Origin of the sequence: Vibrio sp. 10N.222.51.C5, from assembly GCF_041474575.1 — a bacterium.
In the GTDB taxonomy this organism is placed as follows: Bacteria; Pseudomonadota; Gammaproteobacteria; order Enterobacterales; family Vibrionaceae; genus Vibrio; species Vibrio crassostreae_C.
Genome location: NZ_JBFRUJ010000028.1, coordinates 21,444 through 44,908 on the forward strand (window position 1 = coordinate 21,444; position 23,465 = coordinate 44,908).

The window sequence follows — 23,465 nt, forward strand, 5'->3', positions numbered from 1 at the left end:
TCCCAAGGGACTCGCTTTTTTTTGCCTAAAATTCAGTCAATCATTAAAATTCAATAGCTTACATAGTTAAACGCCGAAGCATGATCAAGGCTCGATCATGCTTTCTACGGATCTAGCTCTGGTGAGATTCTGATTTGATGCTTGATCGAGAAGGGCTTGATCAGTGGAGATGGCGTTGAATAATGCCTTGATCATCGTTTCGGGGATGGGTTGCCATAAAGCGTACATGCGACTCGATCAATTTCTCAGACTCTGCTTTCCAACGTGGTTCTTGCTGTTGGTTCGTAAACTCCAAAGCCAATACACACAAGTGTTGTAGCCGCTGTGTACACCACTCTTGCAATCCTGCTTCTGATTTTGGGTCACATGACACCGCTTGCAGCTTACTGTAGGCAAACATTAGGTATTGGTAGGCTTTATCTTGATGGCTTGAGCTGCTGGCCTCCTGCGAAGCCAACTCCGGATTCGATGAATCCGCGAGGTGGCGATAGAAAGTAAAGATTCTCAGGCATCCGTCTAGCCAACATGCGATGCCTTTGCTCTGCTCATCCGTGATCAATGGCCCCCAGAGCGCATCTGGAGGCGTTAAGATCAAAGGTTCTAACCGGTCCACTTGATCATGCTTTCGGTCTTTGTACCAATCTCCGATCCGCTCTAACCAAGTGTCTAGTTCATTCATGCAACGTTATCCCACTGTTTTACAAAGTGATTATCAGAAACTTGTTTGATTTCATGCTGTATTTCACTGCTCTGCTCTCGAATACGATCAGCGTCTATTGAATAGTTTGGCTCATTTTTGACGAGTTCGCCAAATGGCAGATCGGGATCTGGTACCGCAGAGATCAACAACTTAGTGTACGGGTGTTGTGGATTGGTCAAGATCGACTGGGTTGATCCCCACTCGACGATCTGCCCTTTGTACATCACCGCCGTCTCTTCAGCGATGTAATGTGCCGTGGCAAGGTCGTGGGTTATATACAAAAAGCCGATGCCTAACTCTTGCTTCATTTTTTGCATCAAGTTCAACACGCCAAGTCGAATCGAAACGTCCAACATCGAGGTGGGTTCGTCAGCAAGAATAACCTCAGCGCCAACGGCCAGTGCTCTCGCTAGGTTAACCCTCTGTCTTTGGCCTCCACTGAGCTCGTGCGGGTATTTGGCGAGCGTTTCGATGGGTAACTCCACCAGCGTTAATAACTCTTTGAGGCGTTCTGTGAGAGCCTGTTTAGTGGCTACCTGTTTATGGATCTTAAGTGGGCGCGTTAAATGGTGCTCAATGGTGTGAGTGGGATTAAGTGAACCAAAGGGGTCTTGAAACACCATTTGCACACGGCTGCGATAATCCAAGATATCTTTACGGCTTTTCAGCGTAGAGATGTCTCTGCCTTTGAACAGTATCTCTCCCTCTGTCGCAGGGTAAACCTTGGTCATCAATCGTGCGCAGGTGCTTTTCCCGCAGCCTGATTCTCCGGCTAAGCCGAAAATCTCGCCTTAGCCTATGTGAAAGCTAACGGATTTGATTGCATTGAAAGAGGGGAAAATGAGAGTTGGATCAAACCACATTTCTTATGGGGAATCTTTTAAATATAATTGCAGAAAATGGCTTTGGCAAAGTTTAAATGAGGCATTTATTAATTAGCTTTGTGAAGCGTCGGAATCATCACACTTCAGTACAGAATTTCTTAACAAGCGAAAAAGCATTTGCTACAGATTACCTGTCCATTACATGGTGCTTTTCGGAGGAAAACATGTCCATTAATTCTATCAACCATGATGAAATGACAAATATTGCAAACAAGTGGGATGCTGAAGAAGAAGAAGTATCTTTCAAACCAGAAAAGAAAATGAAGTCTGCTGAAGCTCGTCGTCGTATCGAGACTCTAAGAGAAATTAGAGAAAGCGGTTTGAGTCTGGAAGAAGCGAGGGAGCTAGGTCTTATTCACTAATAATCCCCATTGCATTTAGAAGGGTGGCACAACGCCACCCTTTGATTTATAAGTGTTTTTTAATGTTTCCTATCCAGATTTAATCAACTCCTTGATTCTTTGGCTCACTGTTCTGTTTAGCCTAACCCTTTTGATATTACGCTTTTCAGATGAAAAACACGCACATGGCATACTCTTGAGCTAAGTTGTTTGACAGTCATAATCAACGCCACTAATTTTAAAGTTAAAGCAAAAATATGCGATGTCGTTGGTAAGGAGAAGGCTATGTCTAATTCTGTGGCTCAAGCTAAAGAAGTGCTGTTTTACGAACCCGAAGATCCGAACGGATACCTGTCAAATTTTGCCGCTTGTCCTATCAAGGTAGGTGATCAAGTTTGGGCAACCAGCGAACATTATTATCAAGCGATGAAGTTTGCCTCCGAAGCGCTACGTAATACCATTTTGGAAGCCAGTACACCTGCTGAAGCGTTCTCTTTAAGTCGTGACTACGAAGACCAAGTTCGCGAAGATTGGTATGACATTCGTGTTGAAGTGATGCAGTTTATTGTGACGGAGAAGTTCAGACAGAATCCACAGTTTGCGCTGTTTCTTACCAATACCGGAGATTCGGTGATCAAAGAACATTCGCACAAAGACCACTTCTGGGGCGATGGCGGCGATGGAACCGGCGAGAACCATTTGGGTAAGATTCTGATGGCAGTGCGTCACCAGCTTCGCACTCAGCAACTGCATTTAATTGCTTCGCACTGATTCGTCGATTCAGATAGCGGCATGCTTATCATTACTCCTTAGACGCATTTAAAAGGCCGCCCTGCTATCTAGTATGAAGCAGGGCGGCCTTTTCGGTTTTAGAGAGTCAGGCATCAACGAGAGTTAACGTACGTGACTAAGCTATGCGTTGATAAGTTCTACGTTACGCTGGTGCTATAAGTAACTCTGTACGATGTCGTCAAGCTGTCCATCGTCTTTCATTTGGTCTAGGCGTTGGTTGATGAAGCTTTGCAGCTTAGGATCCATCTCAGGGTCAAACGCCAAATGGATAGGGTAGTTATTGATGACAGAACCAAACTCATGCATCTGGTAATCATCAATACTCAGTTTTTGCTCGTTTAGGTTGTATTTGATTCGTGATTCCATTTCCACAAACACGGTGTCGCCAGGTGCTCGGTTCAGGACACGAAACGCAGCAGTGTAATCTTTTACTCGAATCTCGTTGAGCTTGCCCTGTTGGATATAAGGTTCCAAGTTCGGATACTCAAATCCTTTCAGCAATACCACGGCTTTCCCATCGAGATCATCGATTGTATTGAACTCAAATGGCTTTTTACCGCTGCTGAGTAATACGTGTTTTACATTGTAAATCGGGTCTTCAGATAGGTTCGCAGATTGAATATTCCCCCAACTAGGGCTGCCATAGGTAACCCAGTTTGGATTCTCTCTCGCATCGAGCTTGTCGATCATTCGATTAAAAGGGTAGGTGTGGTAGTTGATCTCATATTGGCTGTCATCAAACACGGCTTCCACAATATCTGAAACAATTCCTCTGTGAGATGACCCGTCAGTTTCGATTTGAAAAGGTTGCGCTTGGCTCGCAATAATGTAGTAGTGAAGAGGTTCGCTTGCAGAAGCATAACTGCTTGAAAACAAACTGACTATGGATGCAACGATAAGATGTTTTTTCATAACCTTCCCTAGTTATTTGATGAATGACTACTATTATACTAGTTGAGTAATTGTAGTTTGCTAGGATAACAATAATGGTAATTTGTGTATGGTGACAAAAGGAAAACGCTACGTTGGACTCTCCCGACAGTTGATCGGGATGATAATAGCGATCAGTACCTTATTCACAGTTATAGTGACAGGTCTCGGGTTGTATGTAGAGTACCAAAGTCGAGTTTCTTTTATCAGCTCTCAGATCGAGCAGGTCAAGGCTGGCTACCTTTCTGGTTTAACGGCAAGTTTGTGGGTTGAAGATCGAGAGCAATTGTTTGTGCAAGCCGAAGGCATCTCTCGCCTCCCTTCGGTCAGTTACCTTCTTATCGAAAGTCCCGATGAAAAAATTCTAGAGTTAGGTCAAAAGACCGAAGGCCAATCTTATTCTCAGTCTTGGGAAATGGTGCACCAGATGGGCGGCACAGACTTCCCGTTGGCGACGCTCACGGTGCAATCAGACTTGAGCATGATCCTAGATGACTTTGAAGAACGAGTGTTATTGTTGCTCGCCTTCGAAGCCGTTAAAATCTTCTTGTTGTCTCTCGTATGTTTAACCATCGTCTATCGTCTTGTCGTAAAACGTTTGATGACTATGTCTTCCCAAATCAACCAACAACAGGTCGAAGACAACAAACCGCGCTTTATAACGCCAACTCACTCTACTTACAAAGATGAGATATCGACTCTAGAGAGTAGCTATAACCGATCGGTAGAACGTATTCGTCAACAATATCAAGAGCTGGAAAAAGCCAAAGACATTGCTGAGGTGGCCAACCGCAATAAAAGTGAATTCCTTGCCAATATGAGTCACGAAATCCGTACACCAATGAATGGGATTATCGGGTTGTCGTCTTTGCTCTCTGAAATGGATATGCCGAAAGAGCAAAAAGAGTACATCAACATGCTCAACACCTCTTCGCTTACGTTGCTCGACTTAATCAACGACATTCTCGATTACTCGAAGATCGAAGCGGGGCGACTAGAGCTTCAGCAAGAGCCGATGAAAATGATGGGCATTGCGGCCGACGTTGAATCAACCTTTCGAGTGAAAGCCGAACAGAAAGGGCTTCGATTCCAATTAGCGATCGACCCTAAGATCCCAACCATGGTGATTGGCGACGGTACACAACTAAGACAAGTCCTAAATAACTTAGTAGGTAACGCGATTAAATTTACCGAGCATGGCCACGTCACGCTCTCGCTTCGTTTGGAAGAGGTGGTTGAGCCTGAGCAAAAACTCAGAGTGAGGTTCGAGGTTGTCGACAGCGGTATCGGTATTGCAGAAGACAAACAGAAATCGGTGTTCGATAAGTTTCAACAAGCCGACGGCAGTACCACACGTATTTATGGAGGCACAGGGCTTGGTCTAACAATATGCGAGAAGATAGTGACATTGATGGGCAGCAAGCTTGAACTCACCAGTGTTGAAGGTAAAGGCAGTACCTTCTATTTTACGGCTGACTTTGACCCGTGTTTAGAAGCCGATGAAAGCAATATCGATTTCAATAAGGTTTCGGTTCTGCTTGTGGATGATAGCCAGCTGAACATGCGTATAACGTCTACACAGCTTCAATCCTTTGGCGTTAAGTCTGAGTGCTGTGAAACGGCAAACCAAGCGTTAGAGTTGGTTTCAGAGTCTGTGGCTAAGTCATCACCTTATGATCTCGTTCTGATAGACAAAGTAATGCCGTCCGTTGATGGCTTTCAACTGGCGAGAAGCTTAGTTGAACGCTTTGGTAGCGAGTGTCCCAAGTTAGTGATGATCTCTGCTGACCCTAGAAAGCTAGATGAAGCTCGTGCTAAACAAGTCGGTTTTGTTGCCTACATTGCGCGTCCTTACCAAGATAATCAGCTTAAATGGACCATCAGTGAGGTACTCGCGAGAGCGGCTGATACTTCAGTCTTTACCTATCCGAACAGAGGAGAGGTTGCGTTTAAAGACAATGAACCTGTGCCGTTAAGTAAACCTGCAGCGGTTGTTAAAGATGCTCCCATTGTCTCTGTAAACGCCACACCAGCCGATAAACAAGCTCCAATTCAAGCAGAGTCAAAACCTGTCGCAGTTGCCGGAGAATTTAGTGGTACAGTTTTAGTTGTTGAAGACTCGCGAGTAAACCAACAAGTCGCCAAGATGATGCTCAAGAAGCTTGGCTTTGAGGTTGATATTGCCGACAACGGTGAAATTGGTGTCGAGAAATTCAAAGCCAACGAATACGAGATGATTTTTATGGATTGTCAGATGCCGGTTCTCGATGGCTTCGAAGCGACCAAGCAGATCCGAGCGCTCGAAGAAGGGGCTGCAAAGCATATTCCAATCATTGCGCTGACGGCCAACGTCGTGCAGCGAGACAAGCATTTGTGCTTCGATGTAGGCATGGATGAGTTTTTACCTAAACCGGTTAACCAAGGCAAACTGAGAGAGATCGTAGCGAGTTTCTTGTCGAAAGAGACGGAATCAAACAAAGAACATGAGCAGCAAATTGTTTAGTTGAGTATCTCTAATCTTACTTTCATTAAAAGAGTAATGAGGCGAATTAGACATAGTCTTTTATGCCGTTGGTTATATTTGAAGTATCGTGTGAAAGAAATGATAAAGGTGGCCTGAAAAGACCACCTTTTTTGTATGTGTCGGTTTGAACTTAATCTCTATCGATTGCGAACGCAGACCATGCTTGACGTGTCGGCATGACTTCGACTCGGTTAATGTTGATGTGATCTGGCAAGGTTGCGATATAAAACATCTGCTCGGCAATATCCTCTGCTGACAACGGTGTAGTGCCTTGGTAAAGGTTGTCTGAAGCCGTCTGGTTACCTTTAGTTCTTACAAGAGTAAATTCCGTTTCTGCAATACCAGGGGAGAGGTCAGTCACTCGTACCCCTGTGCCTTGTAAGTCACAACGTAGGTTGTAACTGAACTGCTTTACGAACGCTTTGCTGGCACCATACACATGGCTTCCTGGGTAAGGCCACTGTCCGGCGATTGACCCAACATTGATGATTGAGCTTCCTGCGCCTTTTTTAATTAACGTAGGCAACAGCGCATGAGTAACATTAACCAAGCCTGTGACATTGGTATCGATCATAGTGTGCCAGTCTTTCAAGTCCACATCAGGCGCGCCTTCTGGTGCCAAAGCTAACCCAGCATTATTGACCAATGCGGTAATCGATGAAAATTCAGCGGGTAATGAATCAATGGCTTGTTTTACGGCGTCTGCGTCTCGAACGTCGAGTTGAATTACATGCACAGGCACCGTTAATTCTTCCTTTAGGTCGAGTAGCCTTTCGATTCGACGACCAGACAGCACTAACGACCAGTTATCTTCTGCGAAACGTTTTGCTGCCGCTTTGCCGAAACCAGAGGTTGCCCCTGTAATGAACGCTATCTTATCCATAAATACATCCTTCTAATTTGAAATTAACATAAGTAGTGCCATGCCGATCAAAATCGGCGCGGTCGTTGTTTTTGCAGACAAGTTCGGTACTGATAGATACAGTTTTTGCCCCAGTACATTGCCAATCAAAGCTGCCGGTAATAGCCATAAACCTGTGATGAACGATTCTTGGTTAAATGCGCCAATCCATATGAAGCCGATCAGTGAAATCGCTGAACTCAGCAGAAAAAACACAATCGCGGTGGCTCTCTGTTCACTGGTTTTAATGGTCAGGTTCATCAAATACGTCACTAATGGCGGACCTCCTGAAGAAGCGGTGGTCATGCTAAACCCCGAAATGGCTCCCGCCCAAAACGCGTGTCGTTGGTGCAACCAAGTGAGGCGTAAGTCCAAAATAATCAGCGTGCCAGCGACCAAAGACATCATCGCGATAAAGGCCTTCAAGCCTGATTCCGATATCGTGCTAATGAAATACAGCGAGAAAGGCACCGCAACCAACATGCCAATACACAGCGGCGCAATAAGCCGGATATTGATGGTGGTTTTACTTCGCTTGAGCAGAGGAAAGGCACTTAAAAAGTCCAACAAGATAGCGATGGTTACCGCTTGCAATGGTGGAACAATAAAGCTGAGGGAAAGCGCTACGATAATCGCAAACCCAAATCCTGAATAGCCTCGAACTACTCCTGCAAACAGAATCAATGTCATCGCTAATCCTAATTCCACTCTTGCTCACCTCTTTGCTTTTGATATTGCTGCTGCGTTAATTAGCGTTCGATGAGACCTGTCTCGTCTGCCTTTCAATCTATTCACACCTAAGAGTTTTGAATAGAGCCAGATCGACGATTGGATTGGGTCAGGCTGTTTGTTGGATCGGGGATGAGACTTGGGCTGATGTACTGGCCCAATGTTTTGTTGAAACTGACACTATGACCTCCGCCCTGTTTGGGATGAAGATTATTCCATCCGATAGCGCAGCCTTTTCAATGTCGTGTTTTGTGTCTTTCATTCTCGAAGACGAGCCAAGCACGAGCGGCTGTGAATCTAGTGTTGTTAATGGAGACGATGAAATGGAAGTATCAACAGAACAGCTTGTGAACCAAGATATTATCGACCTCGACAAGAGCGTATTTCATTCTTGGTCGATTCAAGAAGCAGCGGAGCCTATCGCCATTGCGGGTGGGCAAGGATGCAAAATGTGGGACTATGAAGGTAAAGAATACCTTGATTTTAGTAGCCAACTGGTTAACACCAACATTGGTCATCAGCATCCACAAGTGATCAAAGCGATTAAAGATCAGGCTGATTCATTAGTGACCGTTGCCCCTGCGACCGCCAACCTCACTCGTGGTTTGGCGGCTAAGCGTATCTTGTCGAAAGCGCCAAGCTCGTTTAAGAAGGTGTTCTTTACCAATGCAGGGGCAGATGCCAACGAAAATGCGATTCGCATGGCGCGACAATTCACAGGGCGCGACAAGGTGCTATCTGCTTACCGTTCTTACCATGGCAATACAGGTACTGCTATTGCTGCGACGGGGGATTTTCGTCGAATTCCAAACGAGTATAGCCGTGGGCACGTTCACTTCTTCAATCCATTTCTCTATCGAAGCGAATTCAACGCGGCGACTGAGGCAGAAGAGAGTGAGCGTGCCCTGCAGCATTTAGAGCGAGTGATTGAATGCGAAGGACCAACGGCGATTGCGGCGATTATCCTAGAGACGATTCCGGGAACGGCTGGTTTTCTCATTCCGCCCAAAGATTACCTTATCGGCGTGCGTGAGCTGGCAACCAAACATGGCATTCAGTTGATATTCGATGAAGTCATGGTCGGCTTTGGCCGCACGGGTAAGTGGTTTGCGTTTGAGCACTTTAATGTAGTGCCGGATCTGATTACTTTCGCGAAAGGGGTGAACTCGGGTTATGTGCCGGCTGGTGGCGTGGTGGTCAGCGAACCGATCGTTGAGTACTTTAAGTCAAACTTCTTTATGGGCGGCTTAACGTACTCTGGTCACCCTTTGGCGATGGCTTCTATCGTTGCAACGCTCGATGTGATGGAGCAAGAGGGCATTGTCACACACGCTGATAACGTCGGTAACAGCGTTTTAGGGCCGCTTCTACTGAGCCTTCAAGAGTTGCACCCTATGATTGGTGATGTGCGCGGCAAAGGGATGTTCTGGGCTGTAGAGCTGGTGGAAGATCGTGAAAGTAAAACACCTTTGAGCAATGAAAAAATGGGGCAATTGAAAGCGCAATTGACCAAGCGAGGCCTGTTGACCTTCATTGTGAATAACCGCATTCACGTTGCGCCACCTTTGGTTATTCAGCCAAGCGAGATAAAGAAAGGCGTTAAGATCATTGATGAAGTGTTGTTTGAACTTGCTTCTTAATTCTTCAATAAGATAGCTAGCACAGCAACCAAGGCACTTTGGCAAAGGATTCCCCGTTCTTTTCAAAGTGCTTATTTTTCCTGAGTGCTTGGCTTTTGAGTGTCTAGCTTCCAATTGGTTAGGTATAGTCGAAAAAGAGCATCGATTGATGCTCTTTTTTACGTCATTGTCTTGAATAACAACGTCTACATAACCCTTTGTGATGCTAGCTCTTCATTACCTCTGACAGCTCTTTGATGCCGGGGGCGATCAAGTCTTTGTCGATGGCGTGAAAGCCCAACCTGAAATAAGAATTAGGATCAAATTCGGATGAAGTTTCATTGCTCAACTTGGTTTCAGGATCGGTCATGAAGTGAGAATACCCTGTCTCAATCAAAATCCCTTTTTGTGCGGCTCGTGACGCTAAGCGTTGGCTATTGATGTGACTGGGCGTTTGTAGCCACAGAGAGTTGGCCTGCTCGCTTTGAGCCAGTCGCTTGCAGTCAGGTAAGTACTTCAAGACAGCATCGTTGATCAGCTTCCAGCGCTGGCGAGTGTTTTCTCTAAAGCGCCTCACAAAGCTGTCGTAGTAGCCTTGTTCAATAAAGTGTGCTACTTCCATCTGAACACGGCTTGGCGCATGTCGGTACATCAAGCGACGCAGTATTCTAAGGTCGTAGATTAACTCTTCAGGTGCCACGATGTAGCCTAACCTCAAGCCGGGTGCCAGTAGCTTAGAGAAGCTGCTGACGTAGATGACTCTCCCTTCCTTGTCATTGGCTTTTAGCGCGGGTTTAGGATTCCACTCCACGTTGCACTCGGCGTCATAGTCATCTTCGATAATTACCGCGTCATTGGCTTTGGCCATTTCAAGTAACTGAGTTCGACGCTCATCACTCATGGTGACGCCGGTTGGAGCTTGATGGCTAGGCGTGACATAGAAGTGATCACACAGTGAAGAGTGCTCATTGAATCTCAATCCTTGTTCATCCACTTGATGCGGGTGTAACTGCGCGCCAGAGAGATTGAAGATGTGATTCGCTTCTTTGTAGCCGGGGTTCTCGACTCCGACTCGACTCTGATGGTTCATGAGCAAAGTCGAAATCAAATACAGCGCATTCTGCGAACCTAAGGTTATGAGGATCTCATCACTTTGGGCATGAATACCGCGCTGTGGGAGCACCCTTGTGCGTATCTGTTCGACCAGCATGTCGACGTCTTTATCGACCTTGTCGCAAAGCCAGCGGTGATCATGTGGGTCTGAGGTGACCTTTCTTGTCGCTTCTCGCCATTGAGCTAATGGGAAGTCATTGATAGAGGGTTGGCCAAAAATAAATGGGTATTGGTAACAACTCCAATGCGAGGGTTTGACGATGCGTGGGTATTGGCCCAATTGCAGCTTAACGCGTTTGCTCCAATCCGGTGCATTGTCGCTGTCGGCTGATTCAAAATGATCCAAACTCGCGTCGATAGTATCACTCGGATTTTGATACTTTTCTGAAAGGTAATAACCACTGCGAGGCTTACTGATGAGGTAGCCATCGTCGAGCAAACTGTCGTACACCAAGGAGACAGTATTGCGTGAAACACCCAATTGGCTAGACAGCTTACGACAAGACGGAAGCGCTTGTTCAGCCGGAAAAATACCATTCAATATCGCCGTCACCAAATAGCTACGTACTTGTTCTTGCAGGCTTCTTTTGGAATCAAACTCGATGAAACAATTGTGATTTATCGCCATGAGATACAGTCCTTATTCTCAGTGAACCTCAGTCCAATTTGTATAAAAGAGCAAGAAATGCGCCAGAGTTCATATTGATGTTCTAGGGACAGCTTTTGCTCTCTCTCAACCCCGAAAATTACGTTGTCCCAAACTAGAAAAGCGCTCTGTCCCAACCTGAAAATTAAATTGGCTCTACGTCTTCGATGCATTCCGTTCATAAAGTAAAGGCAGGCAAATAATCTCGATAAGGAAAGCGTATGAAACAGGGAATGACGATGAAGGCATGGGTTTCAACAGCGGCAGCGACCGTTGTACTGGGTTGTTTTGGAGTCGCACAAGCATCGGAGCTTGCAGCCATCGAAAAGCAAGGCTTCATGAAAGTGGCGACAGAAGATAACTACTCTCCATTCAACTATATCGACCGCGGTAAGCCTGCGGGGATTAACAAAGATTTGCTTGATGAGTTACGTGAATATTCGAAGTTCGATATCGAACAAGAGATCTTACCTTGGACAGGACTACTCGCTTCGGTATCTGCGGGTCAATATGATGTGGCGTTAACTGGCGCGATCATTACCGATGCTCGCTTGAAGGCCTTTGATTTCACTCCACCTATCGCTTCAGCGCAGCATTACTTCTTAACCAGAGCTGACGCGGAAGATATTAATACGGTAGCCGATTTAGATGGAAAAACAGTGGGCTTACAAGCGGGCAGTGCTTTGCTAGAAAGGCTTCCAGAGCTCGAAGTGATGCTCGAAGCACAAGGCAAGTCTTTGGGTAAAGTGGTGCAGTATCAATCCTACCCAGAAGCGTATTCCGACTTGGCAATCGGCCGAATAGACTACGTGATCAACAGCGTCGTTTCCGTTAACGAGGTGGTGAAATCCAAGTCGAAGGTGTTCAAAAAAGGCGAGGCGGTGTCTGGTCCTGGTTTCGTGAGCTGGCCTGTTCCTAAAGAGAACCCTGAGCTTTTGGCATACCTAACGGAGTTTTTCCTGCACCTAGAGCAAACAGGAAAAATGGCGGAGTTGCAGAAGAAGTGGTTCGGTGAGTCGTTCGACCAACTGCCTTCAGAGGCCATCACTTCCGTTGAGCAGTATCACAAGCTAACAGCAGTCCAATAGATGGATAAGCATGCGCTGACACAAACAGTTAACGGCTGTTTGTGTCCATGCCAATGGGTTCAAAGCGGTTTAACCCATGAGTCATTTGCGCAAAACCTATCGAAAGAAGTCGCTTATCAAAGAGGTCGTTTATGGATTATTACGCTTGGGAACAGTTGCTACAGGGCGCGTGGGCTACGGCATGGATATCGGCAGTCTCGATTGTATTAGGTGTCGTCATCGGGCTAGTCATTGCTTTAATTCGAATGATGAAAATCCCGTTTGTGGATCAAATGCTGGGTATCTATGTCAGCTGGGCACGAGCAACGCCTTTGGTGACACTGGCTCTGTTTATTTTCCTTTCTTTTCCGTCATTTGGCATCAATTTAGATAAACACGTTTCTGCTATTTTAGCTCTCACACTCAATACATCGGCATTCAATGCAGAGATTTGGCGCAATGCCTTTCTTAACTTTTCAAAAGGACAAATGGAAGCGGCAGAAGCCATTGGTATGAGACGTATCACTTATTTTCGCCGCATCATGTTCCCGCAAATGGTGATCATGAGCCTACCAGCGCTAGTCAATGAGATGTCGTTCTTAATCAAAGGCAGCCCAGCGATTGCGGTGATCGGCATCGTCGACCTAACTCGTGTCACCAATCGAATCTCTGCGGTTACCTATGAACCACTTGGGCCGATTCTATGTGCCGGTGCCATTTACATGTTGATTATTGGCGTGTTGGTGAAGTTGCAAGCGGTGGCTGAAAACCGAGCTACTTATCTGCAGTAGTAAGTGTGGCTATCAGTAATCTACCTCAGTCACAGCTATCAACAACAACCACAGTTTAGCCGTCATGGCTACTTGGTCAGAAACACCATTTACCTGCTTGTGATGCGTTATTGAGCGGGTAAGTTTAAGGAGTAAATATGGAAGAATGGAATATTATCTGGCAACAAAAAGAGCTGTTTGCTTCAGGGTTTGTGACCACATTTTATCTTTTTGTTTCGTCTTCAATCTTGAGTTTCATCATTGGCATCGGTTTGTTGTATTGCCTCGAAAACTCAAAACTTGGTGTGAAGTACACCATCAATAGTTTGATAGGCATGATGCGCACCTTGCCGTTTCTTATCTTAGCGTACCTGCTCTATTACGGGTTGCCGCAGGTTGGTATTCGACTCGATGCGATTACAGCGGGAATCATCGCGCTAAGTCTCTATCACGGTACCTATTTTTGTGAGATTTTCCGAGGTGTTCGTAAAGGATTAGAGCCAGGTTACATCGAAGCGGCGCACGCTTATGGCTTCTCTAAATTCAAAACATTTACCCGAGTTATTACCCCAAATGTGTTGTTTAAGTCGGTTCCACTGATCACGAACCAACTCATCATCTGCTTAAAAGACACTGCGTTTCTTAGCATCATCACCGTCGCAGAAATTACCGCGGCCGCCAACAGCATTCAATCAACGTACTTCATCCCATTGAATGCGTTCATCATTGCTATCGCGCTCTACTGGGCCGTGAGTATTGCACTTGAAACCATCACCAAACGAATCCAAACCAAAGTTGAACTTAGAGGGCTTAGCCATGCTTAAACAATCAGAGATTATTGAAACGGAAGCACCGATTAACCCTTCTTTGGGCGTGAATTTGGAAGTGATTGAGTACGAACCACTATTGGAAGAACGAGAGACGATCATTAAGGTTGAAAACCTGTCGAAACAGTTTGATGGCATCGAAGTACTGCGAGACATCAACCTCAACATCAACAAAGGCGATGTGGTGAGTATTCTCGGTTCGTCTGGGTCGGGGAAATCGACGCTATTACGTTGCATGAATTGGCTAGAACAGCCAGAGCGCGGCACGATTTTTATGGGTGATGAGCGTATTGGTATCAACTCTGAAACGGGTAAACCACTCAAATATAAAGAGCTGGCGAAACTCAGAGAGCGCCTTGGTATGGTTTTCCAAAGCTTCAACTTGTGGCCGCATTTAACCGTGTTGCAAAACGTTATGGAAGCGCTCGTTCACGTTAAGAAGATAGCGAAATCAGACGCCGAAGAGATGGCACGTAAGCAACTCGATAAGGTTGGTATGTCGCACAAACTAGAGAACTACCCAAGCATGTTATCGGGTGGGCAAAAGCAACGTGTCGCTATTGCCAGAGCTCTCGCGATGGAGCCGGATGTGTTGCTGTTTGATGAACCAACGTCAGCACTCGATCCTGAATTGGTCGAAGAGGTGTTGTTGGTGATGAAGAAACTGTCGCAAGAGGGCTACACCATGGTGGTTGTGACACATGAGATGGAGTTTGCGCGTCAGGTATCGGATCAGGTGGTATTCCTTGAGAAGGGCATCTTGATTGAGAAATCCAACCCTGAGAAGTTCTTCACTAACCCAGATTCAACAAGGGTAAGGAAGTTCCTCAAGCTTGATTCATGAGCTAGATGATTCGCGCACCTTAATGTTTGATTGTTAAAAAACTCCGACTGAATCAGTCGGAGTTTTTGTATTTGTGTTGCTACCGCATTAAGAGGATGTGGTACTAGCCAATGCTATCAATGTGGATCACTACTGAGTCTGGTCGCCAGTATTCCAGTTCGCAGTCCATCAACTCGCCATCTTGCTTGTAGTTCACACGGCAGATCTTCAGCACCGGTTGACCCTCAGCCAAATTTAGCGCCTTAGCGACATAGGCTGGGGCTGAAGTGGGAATTACATCAAAACGCGAGCGTTGGGTCTCGTAGCCGTATTTTTCTCGGTAGATGCCTGTTAGTGACATGGTGAGGTTTTCCGACAAGACACCATCAAATAAGGGCGCTTTCAGTACATTTTCAACAAACAGCACTGCTCTACCATCAATAAAACGCAAGCGCTCAATCACGTGTATCGGCGTTATCTGTTCTATCTCTAATGCTTTGGCGTAATCGCCCGCGGCCATCTCTGTGCGGGTGCTCAGCAGCCTTGTTTCTGCAATACGATGTTGTTCGCGAATCATTTGATGAAAGTGAGAGCGAGACAGCGGGTTGTAGCGAATTCGTTCGGGTGACACATACCAGCCTCGCCGCTCTTCTCTGTATATCAGACCTTCGGTTTCTAATGACACCAATGCATCTTTGAGCGTGATTCGTGTGGTGGAAAACAGCTCGCTAAGGTTTCTTTCTGATGGCAGTTTTTGCCCTTCAATGAAGATACCTGATTGAAGCTGCTCTCGAATACTCGCCTTAATTCTTCCTAACTGTGTCCCTGATTGCCCGGTGCCCAATGTTCTCATTACTGATCTAGTCCATAAGTTCGTGTGCTTAATAAGGTAAACCATGGAGTTAACAGGAATGTGACAGTAAACAATGGCTTATTGTCATATGAGTGAAATATAACTGCCACGTAAATGCACTCGAACTGTCAAATAACTTACGGCAAACCGTCACATTCCGGCTATAGCATACAAAACGAACTTACTGACCTAGTCCAGAAGGATAGAGACAATGAAAACTTTGCTTAGCCGTTCAACTGTATCGCCAGCTAAATTAATCGGTTCACCTGCAAAATTAATCGGCGCAACGCTAATAACGGCAGCACTTTCAATGCCAGCGATGGCGAAGGATGCTGATCTTGAGTCACTGATTGAAGCCGCTCAAAAAGAGGGTGCAGTTTACAGTGTGGGTATGCCAGACAGTTGGGCAAACTGGAAAGGCACATGGACTGACCTGAAAGCAAACTACGGTTTGAAGCATCAGGATACCGATATGAGCTCGGCTCAGGAGATCTCGAAATTTGAAGCAGAGAAGAAAAACGCAACCGCTGATATTGGTGATGTGGGTTTCGCATTCGCACGTGTGGCCGTAAAGAAAAACGTCACTCAGCCATACAAACCAACCGCTTGGAATGATATTCCAGACTGGGCAAAAGACAAAGATGGTCATTGGGCTCTGGCTTACACTGGCACCATCTCTTTCATTTCCAACAACAACCTTGTTGAAGATGCACCGAAAACTTGGAGTGACTTACTAGAAGGTGACTACAAAGTCACAGTGGGCGATGTCGGCGTAGCAGCGCAAGCCAACAACGCGATTCTAGCGGCTGCATTTGCTAACGGTGGTGACGAGTCAAACCTAAAACCGGCGATTAAATTCTTTGGTGAATTAGCGAAGCAAGGCCGTCTGTCTTACACCGACCCAAGCATCGCTAACCTTGAAAAAGGCGAAGTGGAAGTGGCAATCATGTGGGATTTCAACGCACTGAATTACCGCGACAAGATTGACCGTGAGCGCTTTACCGTCAGCATTCCACAAGATGGCTCAGTGATTTCTGGTTACACCACCATCATTAACAAATACGCACAAAACCCGAACGCGGCGAAGTTGGCTCGTGAATACATCTTCAGCGACCAAGGCCAAATCAACCTAGCAGAAGGTTACGCACGTCCAATCCGTAGCAACGTTACGCTACCTCAATCAGTACAAGACAAGCTGATCTCGAACGAGCAATACAGCAACGTTCATCCCGTCACTGACTTCTCAGCATGGGAAAAATCAGCACGTCGTCTGCCGCGCCAATGGCAAGAAAGCGTATTGATTCACCAGCAGTAATCCCGCTTAACACACCACCTGTAACGGGTGGCTTATAGAAACAAGCAACAGAGAATAGACCATGAGCAATAAGGTTATCCTTGTTGTTCTAGATGGACTGAATTATCAGGTAGCCCGTGATTGCATGGGTTACCTGAACGGTCTTCTAGAACTAAGCGATTTGCAGACAAAACAGGGCGATATGCATGAGAAACAGGGCGATTTGCAGAATAAACAGAGCACTTCGCAGAGCACGCAAAAAAACAAGCTGCGCGCCACGCTTTACCCTGTGCAGTGTGAGCTGCCATCTATGTCCCGTCCACTGTATGAGTGCATTTTAACTGGGGTTCGCCCTGTCGAGAGTGGCATCGTCAACAATCAAATCGTGCGTTTATCGAATCACGAGTCGGTATTTAGCTTGGCGAAGTCGCAGAACAAAGTGACGGCTGCAGCGGCATATCATTGGGTGAGCGAGTTATATAACCGAGCGCCATTTGATGCAGTACGTGACCGTTTCACCAACGATGAAACCATGAACATCCAACACGGTTGTTTCTACCACTGGGACCACTACCCAGATGAAGCCTTGTTCTTGGATGCTGAGCACCTGCGCGTCACTCATCAGCCTGATTTCTTATTGATTCACCCAATGAACATTGACGACATGGGACATAAGCACGGGCTGGATTCTCGCCAGTACCGTAATAGTGCTCGTGGCGCGGATATCTACCTATCGAACTACCTTGAGAAATGGGTAGATGATGGTTATCAAGTGATCATCACCAGTGACCATGGCATGAACAATGACCTGTCTCATGGTGGCATTCTGCCTGAAGAGCGTGAAGTGCCTTTCTTTGTGATTGGCGATAAGTTTACACACCAAGCTTGTGCAGTGAAACAGACCGACATCTGCGGCAGCGTGTGTCAGCTACTCAACTTAGATCACGATAAATCTTACACTCAGGAATTGTTGGCCCTATGAGCAGTTCTGTAATCACGCAGAGCGATGGCTCTGCGCTTAAACCCAAAACCAAATCTTTGTTTCAACGCTTCAAGCCCGCTTTGTGGCTTGCGCCTTTCGCATTGTTTTTCTATCTGTTCCAACTGGCACCTATGGTTTGGGTGCTGATCAACAGCTTCTTCTATGACGACGAACTCTCTCTCGAAAACTACGCTGAAGTGTTCGATTCTGCCTTTATGATGCAGGCTTTTGGCAACAGTTTATGGTTGTCGATTTGGTCGAGCATTGTTGGCTTAGCGATTGCGACTCTGCTCGTTTCTTCACTGCGCCGCGTTGATTCTAAAATCCGCGATGCGGTGATTGCTTTCACCAACATGAGCAGTAATTTTTCTGGCGTTCCGTTGTCTTTCGCTTTCATCATCATCCTTGGGACCAACGGTGCGATTACCTTGTTGCTCAAGCAGTATGGATTACTAGGTGATTTCGACCTGTACGGTAAATGGGGCTTGCTGGCGATTTACATCTACTTCCAGATCCCATTGGCGGTGTTGTTGCTGTATCCAGCGTTCGATACCCTGAGTGACGACTGGCAAGCAGCTTCGGCATTGCTTGGCGCGAAAACTTGGCAGTATTGGACAAAAATCGCGCTGCCTGTGCTATCTCCTGCCTTGTTCGGCACCTTCATCATCTTGATTGCTAATGCGATTGGCGCCTACGCGAGCGTGTATGCGTTGACCTCGGGCAACTACAACGTGATTACGATTCGAATCGCGAGCTTGGTATCGGGCGACTTGTTCTTAGAACCAAACCTAGCTGCGGCAATTTCAGTGATTCTGATGGCGATGCTGGCCTTCATCACCGTGATTAACCAATGGCTGATCAGCAAAAGCTACGCAGGGAAGAGAAAGTAATGAACACCGTAAATACACGTTTTCATAAAACCGTGGTCTATTCGATTGTTGGCATCATGATGATCCCGATCTTGGCGACCTTTATCTACTCGATCTCTTCTCGTTGGGGCGCGACGATCCTGCCGGATGGCTTCACGTTAGATTGGTATATCAACCTGTTGACGGATCCTCGCTTCTTACAAGCCTTTGGTCGTTCCCTGTTTATCTGTGTGGCGGCGCTGTCATTGAGTGTGGTGTTGGTTCTGCCTGCGATTTTCGTTGTGTTTTACTATTTCCCGAAACTCGACAAGGTGATGAATATCCTGATTTTATTGCCGTTCGCGGTGCCGCCAGTAGTGTCGTCAGTCGGCTTGCTTCAGCTGTATGCAGACAGCGAAATCTCACTGATAGGCACGCCGTGGATTTTGATTGGTACTTACTTCACCATCGCGCTGCCATTCATGTACCGCGCGATTGCCAACAGCTTTGAAGCGATTAACTTGCATGACTTGATGGATGCAGCACATCTGCTCGGTGCAAGTACCACCAAGGCGTTCTTGTTGATTATTCTGCCAAACCTTAAGAAAGGCTTAATGGCGTCATTGTTCTTGTCGTTCTCGTTCCTATTGGGCGAGTTCGTGTTCGCCAACATCTTGGTGGGTACACGTTACGAGACACTGCAAATCTACCTATACAACATGCGTCAAACCAGCGGCCACTTCACGTCAGCCCTTGTGATGACGTACTTCCTGTTTATTTTCTTACTGACTTGGTTGGCAAGTCGTTTCAGCCAGGGAACAAAATAATGAGCTATGTAAATGCGAAAAACCTCACCAAGCGCTTTGGTGACAACACGGTGTTTGAAGATATTGAATTTTCCATCGAGAAGGGCGAATTCATTACTCTGCTTGGCCCAAGTGGCTGTGGTAAATCGACTCTACTGCGCAGCTTGGCAGGCCTGAATCCTGTTGATGGTGGCGAGATCTGGGTCAACGGTGAAGAGATTACTCACCAAGTGCCACAACAGCGTGGCATCGGCATGGTGTTTCAATCTTATGCGCTGTTCCCAAACATGACGGTTGAAGGCAACATTGCGTTTGGCCTTAAGATGAAAAAGCTTGCTGCCGATGAAATTAAACACGAAGTCGCGAAAGTGATTGGGCTGGTGGACTTAACGGGCAAAGAGAAGTTTTACCCGCATCAGCTATCGGGTGGTCAACGCCAGCGTGTCGCCTTGGCAAGAGCCTTGGTGGTCAAGCCGCGTATTCTGCTACTTGATGAGCCACTTTCGGCGTTGGATGCGAAGATCCGTAAACACCTTCGCCAACAGATTCGAGATATTCAAAAAGAGATGAACCTGACCACGATCTTCGTGACTCACGATCAAGAAGAAGCGATGATCATGTCTGACCGCATCTTCTTGATGAATAAAGGTGAGATCGTACAAGCCGGCACACCCGAAGAGATCTACACTCAACCTGCTAATGAGTTTGTTGCTGGGTTCATGGGGCACTACAATCTGGTGCAAGCGAACAAAGCCAAGCAACTTTTCAATATTGAAACAGAGTGGAAAGTGGCGATTCGCCCTGAATCTATCTACGTGAAAGAGCAAGGCCGACAGTATGGCGAGCATATCTCTGCGCCGAAAACGGGCACAATTCGTAACCACCAGCTCTTGGGTAATGTGATTCGCTACCAAGTGGACGTCGATGAATGTGAATTAACTGTCGATTTACTTAACCGTTCCTCTGAGCGACTGTTGGCAAACGGCAGCCAACTTGAACTCCTGTTTAACCTTAACGAAATTCAACCTGTGAGAGCCTAAGATGTTCAAACCTTTGTATGTATTTGATATGGACGAAACGCTGATCAATGCCGATGCAGCGATGCTTTGGAATGAATTCTTGGTTGAAAAGGGCATTGCCACTGCGCCCAACTTTATTGATGAAGATAAACGCTTAATGGGCCTGTATTCGGAAGGCAAACTGAACATGGAAGATTACCTCACGTTTTCCATGCAGCCATTAGCCGATATGCCAACAGAGCAAGTCACCGCCTTGGTGGAAGAGTGTGTTGAACAGCATATTTTGCCTAAACAGTTCAAGCAGTCGAAACCTTTGATTGAGCAGTTAGAGCGTGACGATATCGACATGTTGATCATCTCAGCCAGCGTCACTTTCTTAGTAGAAGCGGTCGGCCGTAAGATTGGTATCGAGAATGCACTCGGTATTGATTTGATTGAAAACCAAGGCCGTTTTACTTCTCAAATATCAGGCGTACCAAGCTATCGTGAAGGCAAAGTGACGCGTTTAAAAGAGTGGTTAGACAATCAAGAAACCAATTACTCAGATATCCACTTTTATACGGATTCAATCAACGACTTACCTTTGTGTGAACATGCCGATTTTGCCTATCTGGTGAACCCATGTCCGCGTTTAAAAGCGTTAGCCGATCAACTGAACTGGTCGATTCTCAACTGGGATTAACGCTGATCCCATCTTTGAATTATGTTCGCTTTAGAACGAAAAAAGCCGCTGATGAAAGCGGCTTTATGATTCGTATTATTCTATTTCTAGTTTGTAACCTATCCCGTAAATGGATTTGATGTAGTCACATTTTTCATTTATCGAGACCATTTTTTTGCGTAAGTTTTTAATATGGCTATCGATAGTGCGATCACTGACCACTCTTCTATCGTCGTAGATTTTATCAATCAATTGATCGCGACTATAAATGCGGCCAACATTTTGATAAAGAAGGTGCAAAAGCCGAAACTCAGCTGGCGTTAAACTTAGCTTAATACCACATAGGACGGCGGTCATACTCAATTCATCAATATCAATGGCGTTCGTTGCTGACGTGGCTTGGGGCTTGTTGGAACGGCGCAAAATATTTTTCACCCTCACGACTACTTCTCTCGGGCTGTACGGCTTACATATATAATCATCTGCACCCAATTCAAGCCCAACGAGTCGATCGATCTCTTCGACCTTGGCTGTCGCCATAACCACTGGGATGTCACTGAACGTTCTCAGCTCTCGATAAATATCCAACCCGTCTCGATTGGGTAGCATGAGGTCGAGAATAATGAGTTTAGGCGATGCTTGCTTTACCCAGTCAATGACAAGGTTACCATCGATAATATGATGACTTTCAAGGCCAGAGTGCTCTAAGTACTCACACAGTACACTTGCTAATGCAGGCTCATCTTCGACGACTAAAATCACGATTTTATTTCCTTTGGTAACGCTATGATGATTCGTAGTCCACCCAATTCTGAGTGGTCGGCAGTAATGTGTCCTTGGTGCGCTTCAACGATATTTTTACAGATAGATAAGCCAAGTCCAGAACCGCCACTTGAGCGACTGCGCGATTTATCAACGCGGTAAAGCCTCTCAAATAAACGTGGAAGTGATGCATCAGGTACACCTGGATCACTGTCTTCAACGTTGATAATAATACTATCACTAATGTCGGTAACATCTATCGATACATGCCCATTATCGCTAGTGTATCGTGCGCTATTTTCCAACAGATTCACAAACAGTTGTGTCAGTAATCTCTCATCACACGAGGTAAACAGTGGCGCCGAATGGTCATAGTGCTTTGTTAATGTGATGTTTTTTTGTTCTAAACGGATCGAGTTTTGAACGATCACAGAATCAATCAGTTTATCTATATCAACGTTGTTTTTAACATTGAGGTTAAATCCGATGTCATACAGGGAGAGTTGGTGAAGATCCTCAACGAGTTGACCCAGTGTGATGATTTGTTGATGTAACGAGTCGATGTATTTTGGTTCAGGTGATCGAATACCGTCTTGTAGCGCCTCTAGTTCACTTCTAAGCACGGTGATAGGCGTTCTAAGTTCATGTGAAATATCTGATAACCACTGTTCTCTAAGTGTTTTCTGTTTTCTTAGTGTCTCGACAACACCGTTGAATATTCCGATGAGATCGGACAATTCATCATTGCCGCTTTTTTTAATGTAGAAATCGAGATCGCCATTTTCGATAGATTTGGCACCTTTCGACAAAGCACGCAATGGTTTCAAAAATCGCCTAACAAGAAACAAAGAGATAAGGAATGAAAGCAACACGGTAATCGATGCGATAGTGCTTACATGCGTCGTTTGTTGTTTGAAAAAGCTTTCTGCTAAAGGCCCTGATATTTCATCCATCTGGACGATGGAGATATACCCAATAACTTGATCATCCAGTGTTATTTCGACTAGCGCTTGATGCTGACCATCTTCAAGGTGATGTAGGTTTTCAGGCGGTCCAATTATGGCTCGCCCGTCTTGATCTAAAATGTTGAGTCGTTGCCAAATAGGTTGAAGGCCTGGCGCTTCCGGCTCTCTTAATGGTGGTGGCGATGGGTGTCTGTCACGAGGATGTGGTCGTGAGGGGCCGCCAATGCTACTGGCGATTAAATGTGGTTCACGCTCTAGCCGCCTCCATTTTTCGGAAGGTGAGTAATATTGCTTTAAGTTATTGGCGAGTTCTTGAGCTAGGGCAATCTCATTATTATTTGTGAAATCTTGGAGCCCTCTTTGAAAACTGGAGTTAATAAAATAGGTCAGTACAAAGAGCATGGTCACGCACACCATTAGTATTGAAACAAACAGTTTGGTGAAAATTGATATGCGCACGTTCTCTCCAGAAATTAAAGTGAATTAAGACGATAGAGTGAGTTAAGACAATAAAATGAGATAAACCAATATTAGCCCTCGATCGTGTGGGAAATATGGACATTGATTTCTTTATTCATCTTAGGCCATGTACATAGACAGAACCTTAAG

General features: G+C 45.9%; 22 protein-coding genes and 1 pseudogene. 14 read left to right on the top strand and 9 right to left on the bottom strand.

Annotated features, from left to right (window positions below; all coding sequences use genetic code 11):
- Positions 1-160 precede the first annotated feature (160 nt).
- Together AB4558_RS09770 and AB4558_RS09775 are read right to left on the bottom strand one after the other, a co-directional pair.
- Positions 161-679, bottom strand: a complete 519-nt coding sequence (locus AB4558_RS09770; protein ID WP_017061216.1) for a hypothetical protein — start codon at positions 677-679, stop codon at positions 161-163.
- Positions 676-1,563 (bottom strand): annotated as a pseudogene (locus tag AB4558_RS09775) (ABC transporter ATP-binding protein). The gene AB4558_RS09770 and the pseudogene AB4558_RS09775 overlap by 4 nt, the downstream one beginning before the upstream one ends.
- A gap of 185 nt (positions 1,564-1,748) precedes the next feature.
- Between AB4558_RS09775 and AB4558_RS09780 the strand changes: the two are divergent.
- Positions 1,749-1,946, top strand: coding sequence for a hypothetical protein (locus tag AB4558_RS09780; protein ID WP_017070170.1), 198 nt, complete (start codon positions 1,749-1,751; stop codon positions 1,944-1,946).
- A 189-nt stretch (positions 1,947-2,135) separates the two neighbouring features.
- Entirely contained in the window at positions 2,136-2,696 is a 561-nt protein-coding gene (locus AB4558_RS09785; RefSeq protein ID WP_372158751.1) for an NADAR family protein, read from the top strand.
- 174 nt (positions 2,697-2,870) lie between these two features.
- Here AB4558_RS09785 and AB4558_RS09790 read toward each other — a convergent pair whose 3' ends face one another.
- Positions 2,871-3,629: an ABC transporter substrate-binding protein gene (locus AB4558_RS09790; protein WP_136974558.1), complete on the bottom strand. Its 759-nt coding sequence runs from the start codon at positions 3,627-3,629 to the stop codon at positions 2,871-2,873.
- A gap of 88 nt (positions 3,630-3,717) precedes the next feature.
- On the opposite strand from AB4558_RS09790, the gene AB4558_RS09795 reads away from it, so the two are divergent.
- On the top strand, positions 3,718-6,150 hold the full coding sequence (locus AB4558_RS09795) for a response regulator (protein ID WP_372158754.1): 2,433 nt from the start codon (positions 3,718-3,720) through the stop codon (positions 6,148-6,150).
- A 151-nt stretch (positions 6,151-6,301) separates the two neighbouring features.
- Here AB4558_RS09795 and AB4558_RS09800 read toward each other — a convergent pair whose 3' ends face one another.
- Both AB4558_RS09800 and AB4558_RS09805 read right to left on the bottom strand, forming a co-directional pair.
- On the bottom strand, positions 6,302-7,054 hold the full coding sequence (locus AB4558_RS09800; RefSeq protein WP_017061222.1) for an SDR family NAD(P)-dependent oxidoreductase: 753 nt from the start codon (positions 7,052-7,054) through the stop codon (positions 6,302-6,304).
- Positions 7,055-7,066: 12 nt separating this feature from the next.
- Positions 7,067-7,762 (bottom strand): sulfite exporter TauE/SafE family protein, encoded by a 696-nt coding sequence (locus tag AB4558_RS09805; protein ID WP_017061223.1) that lies wholly within the window; start codon positions 7,760-7,762, stop codon positions 7,067-7,069.
- A gap of 362 nt (positions 7,763-8,124) precedes the next feature.
- Here AB4558_RS09805 and AB4558_RS09810 point away from each other — a divergent pair, with 362 nt between their 5' ends.
- The gene (locus AB4558_RS09810; protein WP_017065135.1) at positions 8,125-9,441 is read left to right on the top strand and encodes an aspartate aminotransferase family protein; all 1,317 of its coding nucleotides are present in this window, start codon (positions 8,125-8,127) and stop codon (positions 9,439-9,441) included.
- 205 nt (positions 9,442-9,646) lie between these two features.
- Here the strand turns inward: AB4558_RS09810 and AB4558_RS09815 are convergent, their stop codons facing one another.
- Entirely contained in the window at positions 9,647-11,161 is a 1,515-nt protein-coding gene (locus tag AB4558_RS09815; RefSeq protein ID WP_372073596.1) for a PLP-dependent aminotransferase family protein, read from the bottom strand.
- A 239-nt stretch (positions 11,162-11,400) separates the two neighbouring features.
- Between AB4558_RS09815 and AB4558_RS09820 the strand changes: the two genes are divergently transcribed.
- The 4 genes from AB4558_RS09820 to AB4558_RS09835 all read left to right on the top strand — a co-directional run bounded on the left by AB4558_RS09820 (position 11,401) and on the right by AB4558_RS09835 (position 14,687).
- Positions 11,401-12,267: a transporter substrate-binding domain-containing protein gene (locus tag AB4558_RS09820; RefSeq protein WP_017061226.1), complete on the top strand. Its 867-nt coding sequence runs from the start codon at positions 11,401-11,403 to the stop codon at positions 12,265-12,267.
- A gap of 131 nt (positions 12,268-12,398) precedes the next feature.
- Positions 12,399-13,037, top strand: coding sequence for an amino acid ABC transporter permease (locus tag AB4558_RS09825; protein ID WP_102332331.1), 639 nt, complete (start codon positions 12,399-12,401; stop codon positions 13,035-13,037).
- Positions 13,038-13,174: 137 nt separating this feature from the next.
- Complete coding sequence (locus tag AB4558_RS09830) at positions 13,175-13,840, top strand: amino acid ABC transporter permease (protein ID WP_017061228.1); 666 nt, start codon at positions 13,175-13,177, stop codon at positions 13,838-13,840.
- On the top strand, positions 13,833-14,687 hold the full coding sequence (locus AB4558_RS09835; RefSeq protein WP_372073598.1) for an amino acid ABC transporter ATP-binding protein: 855 nt from the start codon (positions 13,833-13,835) through the stop codon (positions 14,685-14,687). The genes AB4558_RS09830 and AB4558_RS09835 overlap by 8 nt, the downstream gene beginning before the upstream one ends.
- A 103-nt stretch (positions 14,688-14,790) precedes the next feature.
- Here the strand turns inward: AB4558_RS09835 and AB4558_RS09840 are convergent, their stop codons facing one another.
- The gene (locus AB4558_RS09840) at positions 14,791-15,519 is read right to left on the bottom strand and encodes a UTRA domain-containing protein (RefSeq protein ID WP_372057683.1); all 729 of its coding nucleotides are present in this window, start codon (positions 15,517-15,519) and stop codon (positions 14,791-14,793) included.
- A 211-nt stretch (positions 15,520-15,730) separates the two neighbouring features.
- Between AB4558_RS09840 and AB4558_RS09845 the strand changes: the two genes are divergently transcribed.
- The 6 genes from AB4558_RS09845 to AB4558_RS09870 all read left to right on the top strand — a co-directional run bounded on the left by AB4558_RS09845 (position 15,731) and on the right by AB4558_RS09870 (position 21,150).
- On the top strand, positions 15,731-16,834 hold the full coding sequence (locus AB4558_RS09845) for an ABC transporter substrate-binding protein (protein WP_372073600.1): 1,104 nt from the start codon (positions 15,731-15,733) through the stop codon (positions 16,832-16,834).
- A gap of 61 nt (positions 16,835-16,895) precedes the next feature.
- A complete protein-coding gene (locus AB4558_RS09850) occupies positions 16,896-17,795 on the top strand; it encodes an alkaline phosphatase family protein (protein WP_137001617.1) in 900 nt (299 codons plus the stop codon).
- On the top strand, positions 17,792-18,685 hold the full coding sequence (locus AB4558_RS09855) for an ABC transporter permease (protein WP_372158760.1): 894 nt from the start codon (positions 17,792-17,794) through the stop codon (positions 18,683-18,685). The genes AB4558_RS09850 and AB4558_RS09855 overlap by 4 nt, the downstream gene beginning before the upstream one ends.
- A complete protein-coding gene (locus AB4558_RS09860; RefSeq protein WP_004732591.1) occupies positions 18,685-19,470 on the top strand; it encodes an ABC transporter permease in 786 nt (261 codons plus the stop codon). The genes AB4558_RS09855 and AB4558_RS09860 overlap by 1 nt, the downstream gene beginning before the upstream one ends.
- Complete coding sequence (locus AB4558_RS09865) at positions 19,470-20,489, top strand: ABC transporter ATP-binding protein (protein WP_017091955.1); 1,020 nt, start codon at positions 19,470-19,472, stop codon at positions 20,487-20,489. The genes AB4558_RS09860 and AB4558_RS09865 overlap by 1 nt, the downstream gene beginning before the upstream one ends.
- 1 nt (position 20,490) lies before the next feature.
- A complete protein-coding gene (locus tag AB4558_RS09870) occupies positions 20,491-21,150 on the top strand; it encodes an HAD family phosphatase (RefSeq protein ID WP_102320939.1) in 660 nt (219 codons plus the stop codon).
- A gap of 75 nt (positions 21,151-21,225) precedes the next feature.
- Here AB4558_RS09870 and AB4558_RS09875 read toward each other — a convergent pair whose 3' ends face one another.
- Both AB4558_RS09875 and AB4558_RS09880 read right to left on the bottom strand, forming a co-directional pair.
- On the bottom strand, positions 21,226-21,891 hold the full coding sequence (locus AB4558_RS09875; protein WP_010432275.1) for a response regulator: 666 nt from the start codon (positions 21,889-21,891) through the stop codon (positions 21,226-21,228).
- The gene (locus tag AB4558_RS09880) at positions 21,888-23,258 is read right to left on the bottom strand and encodes an ATP-binding protein (RefSeq protein ID WP_372073605.1); all 1,371 of its coding nucleotides are present in this window, start codon (positions 23,256-23,258) and stop codon (positions 21,888-21,890) included. Before AB4558_RS09880 ends, AB4558_RS09875 begins: the two co-directional genes overlap by 4 nt.
- Between the last annotated feature and the right edge of the window lie 207 nt (positions 23,259-23,465).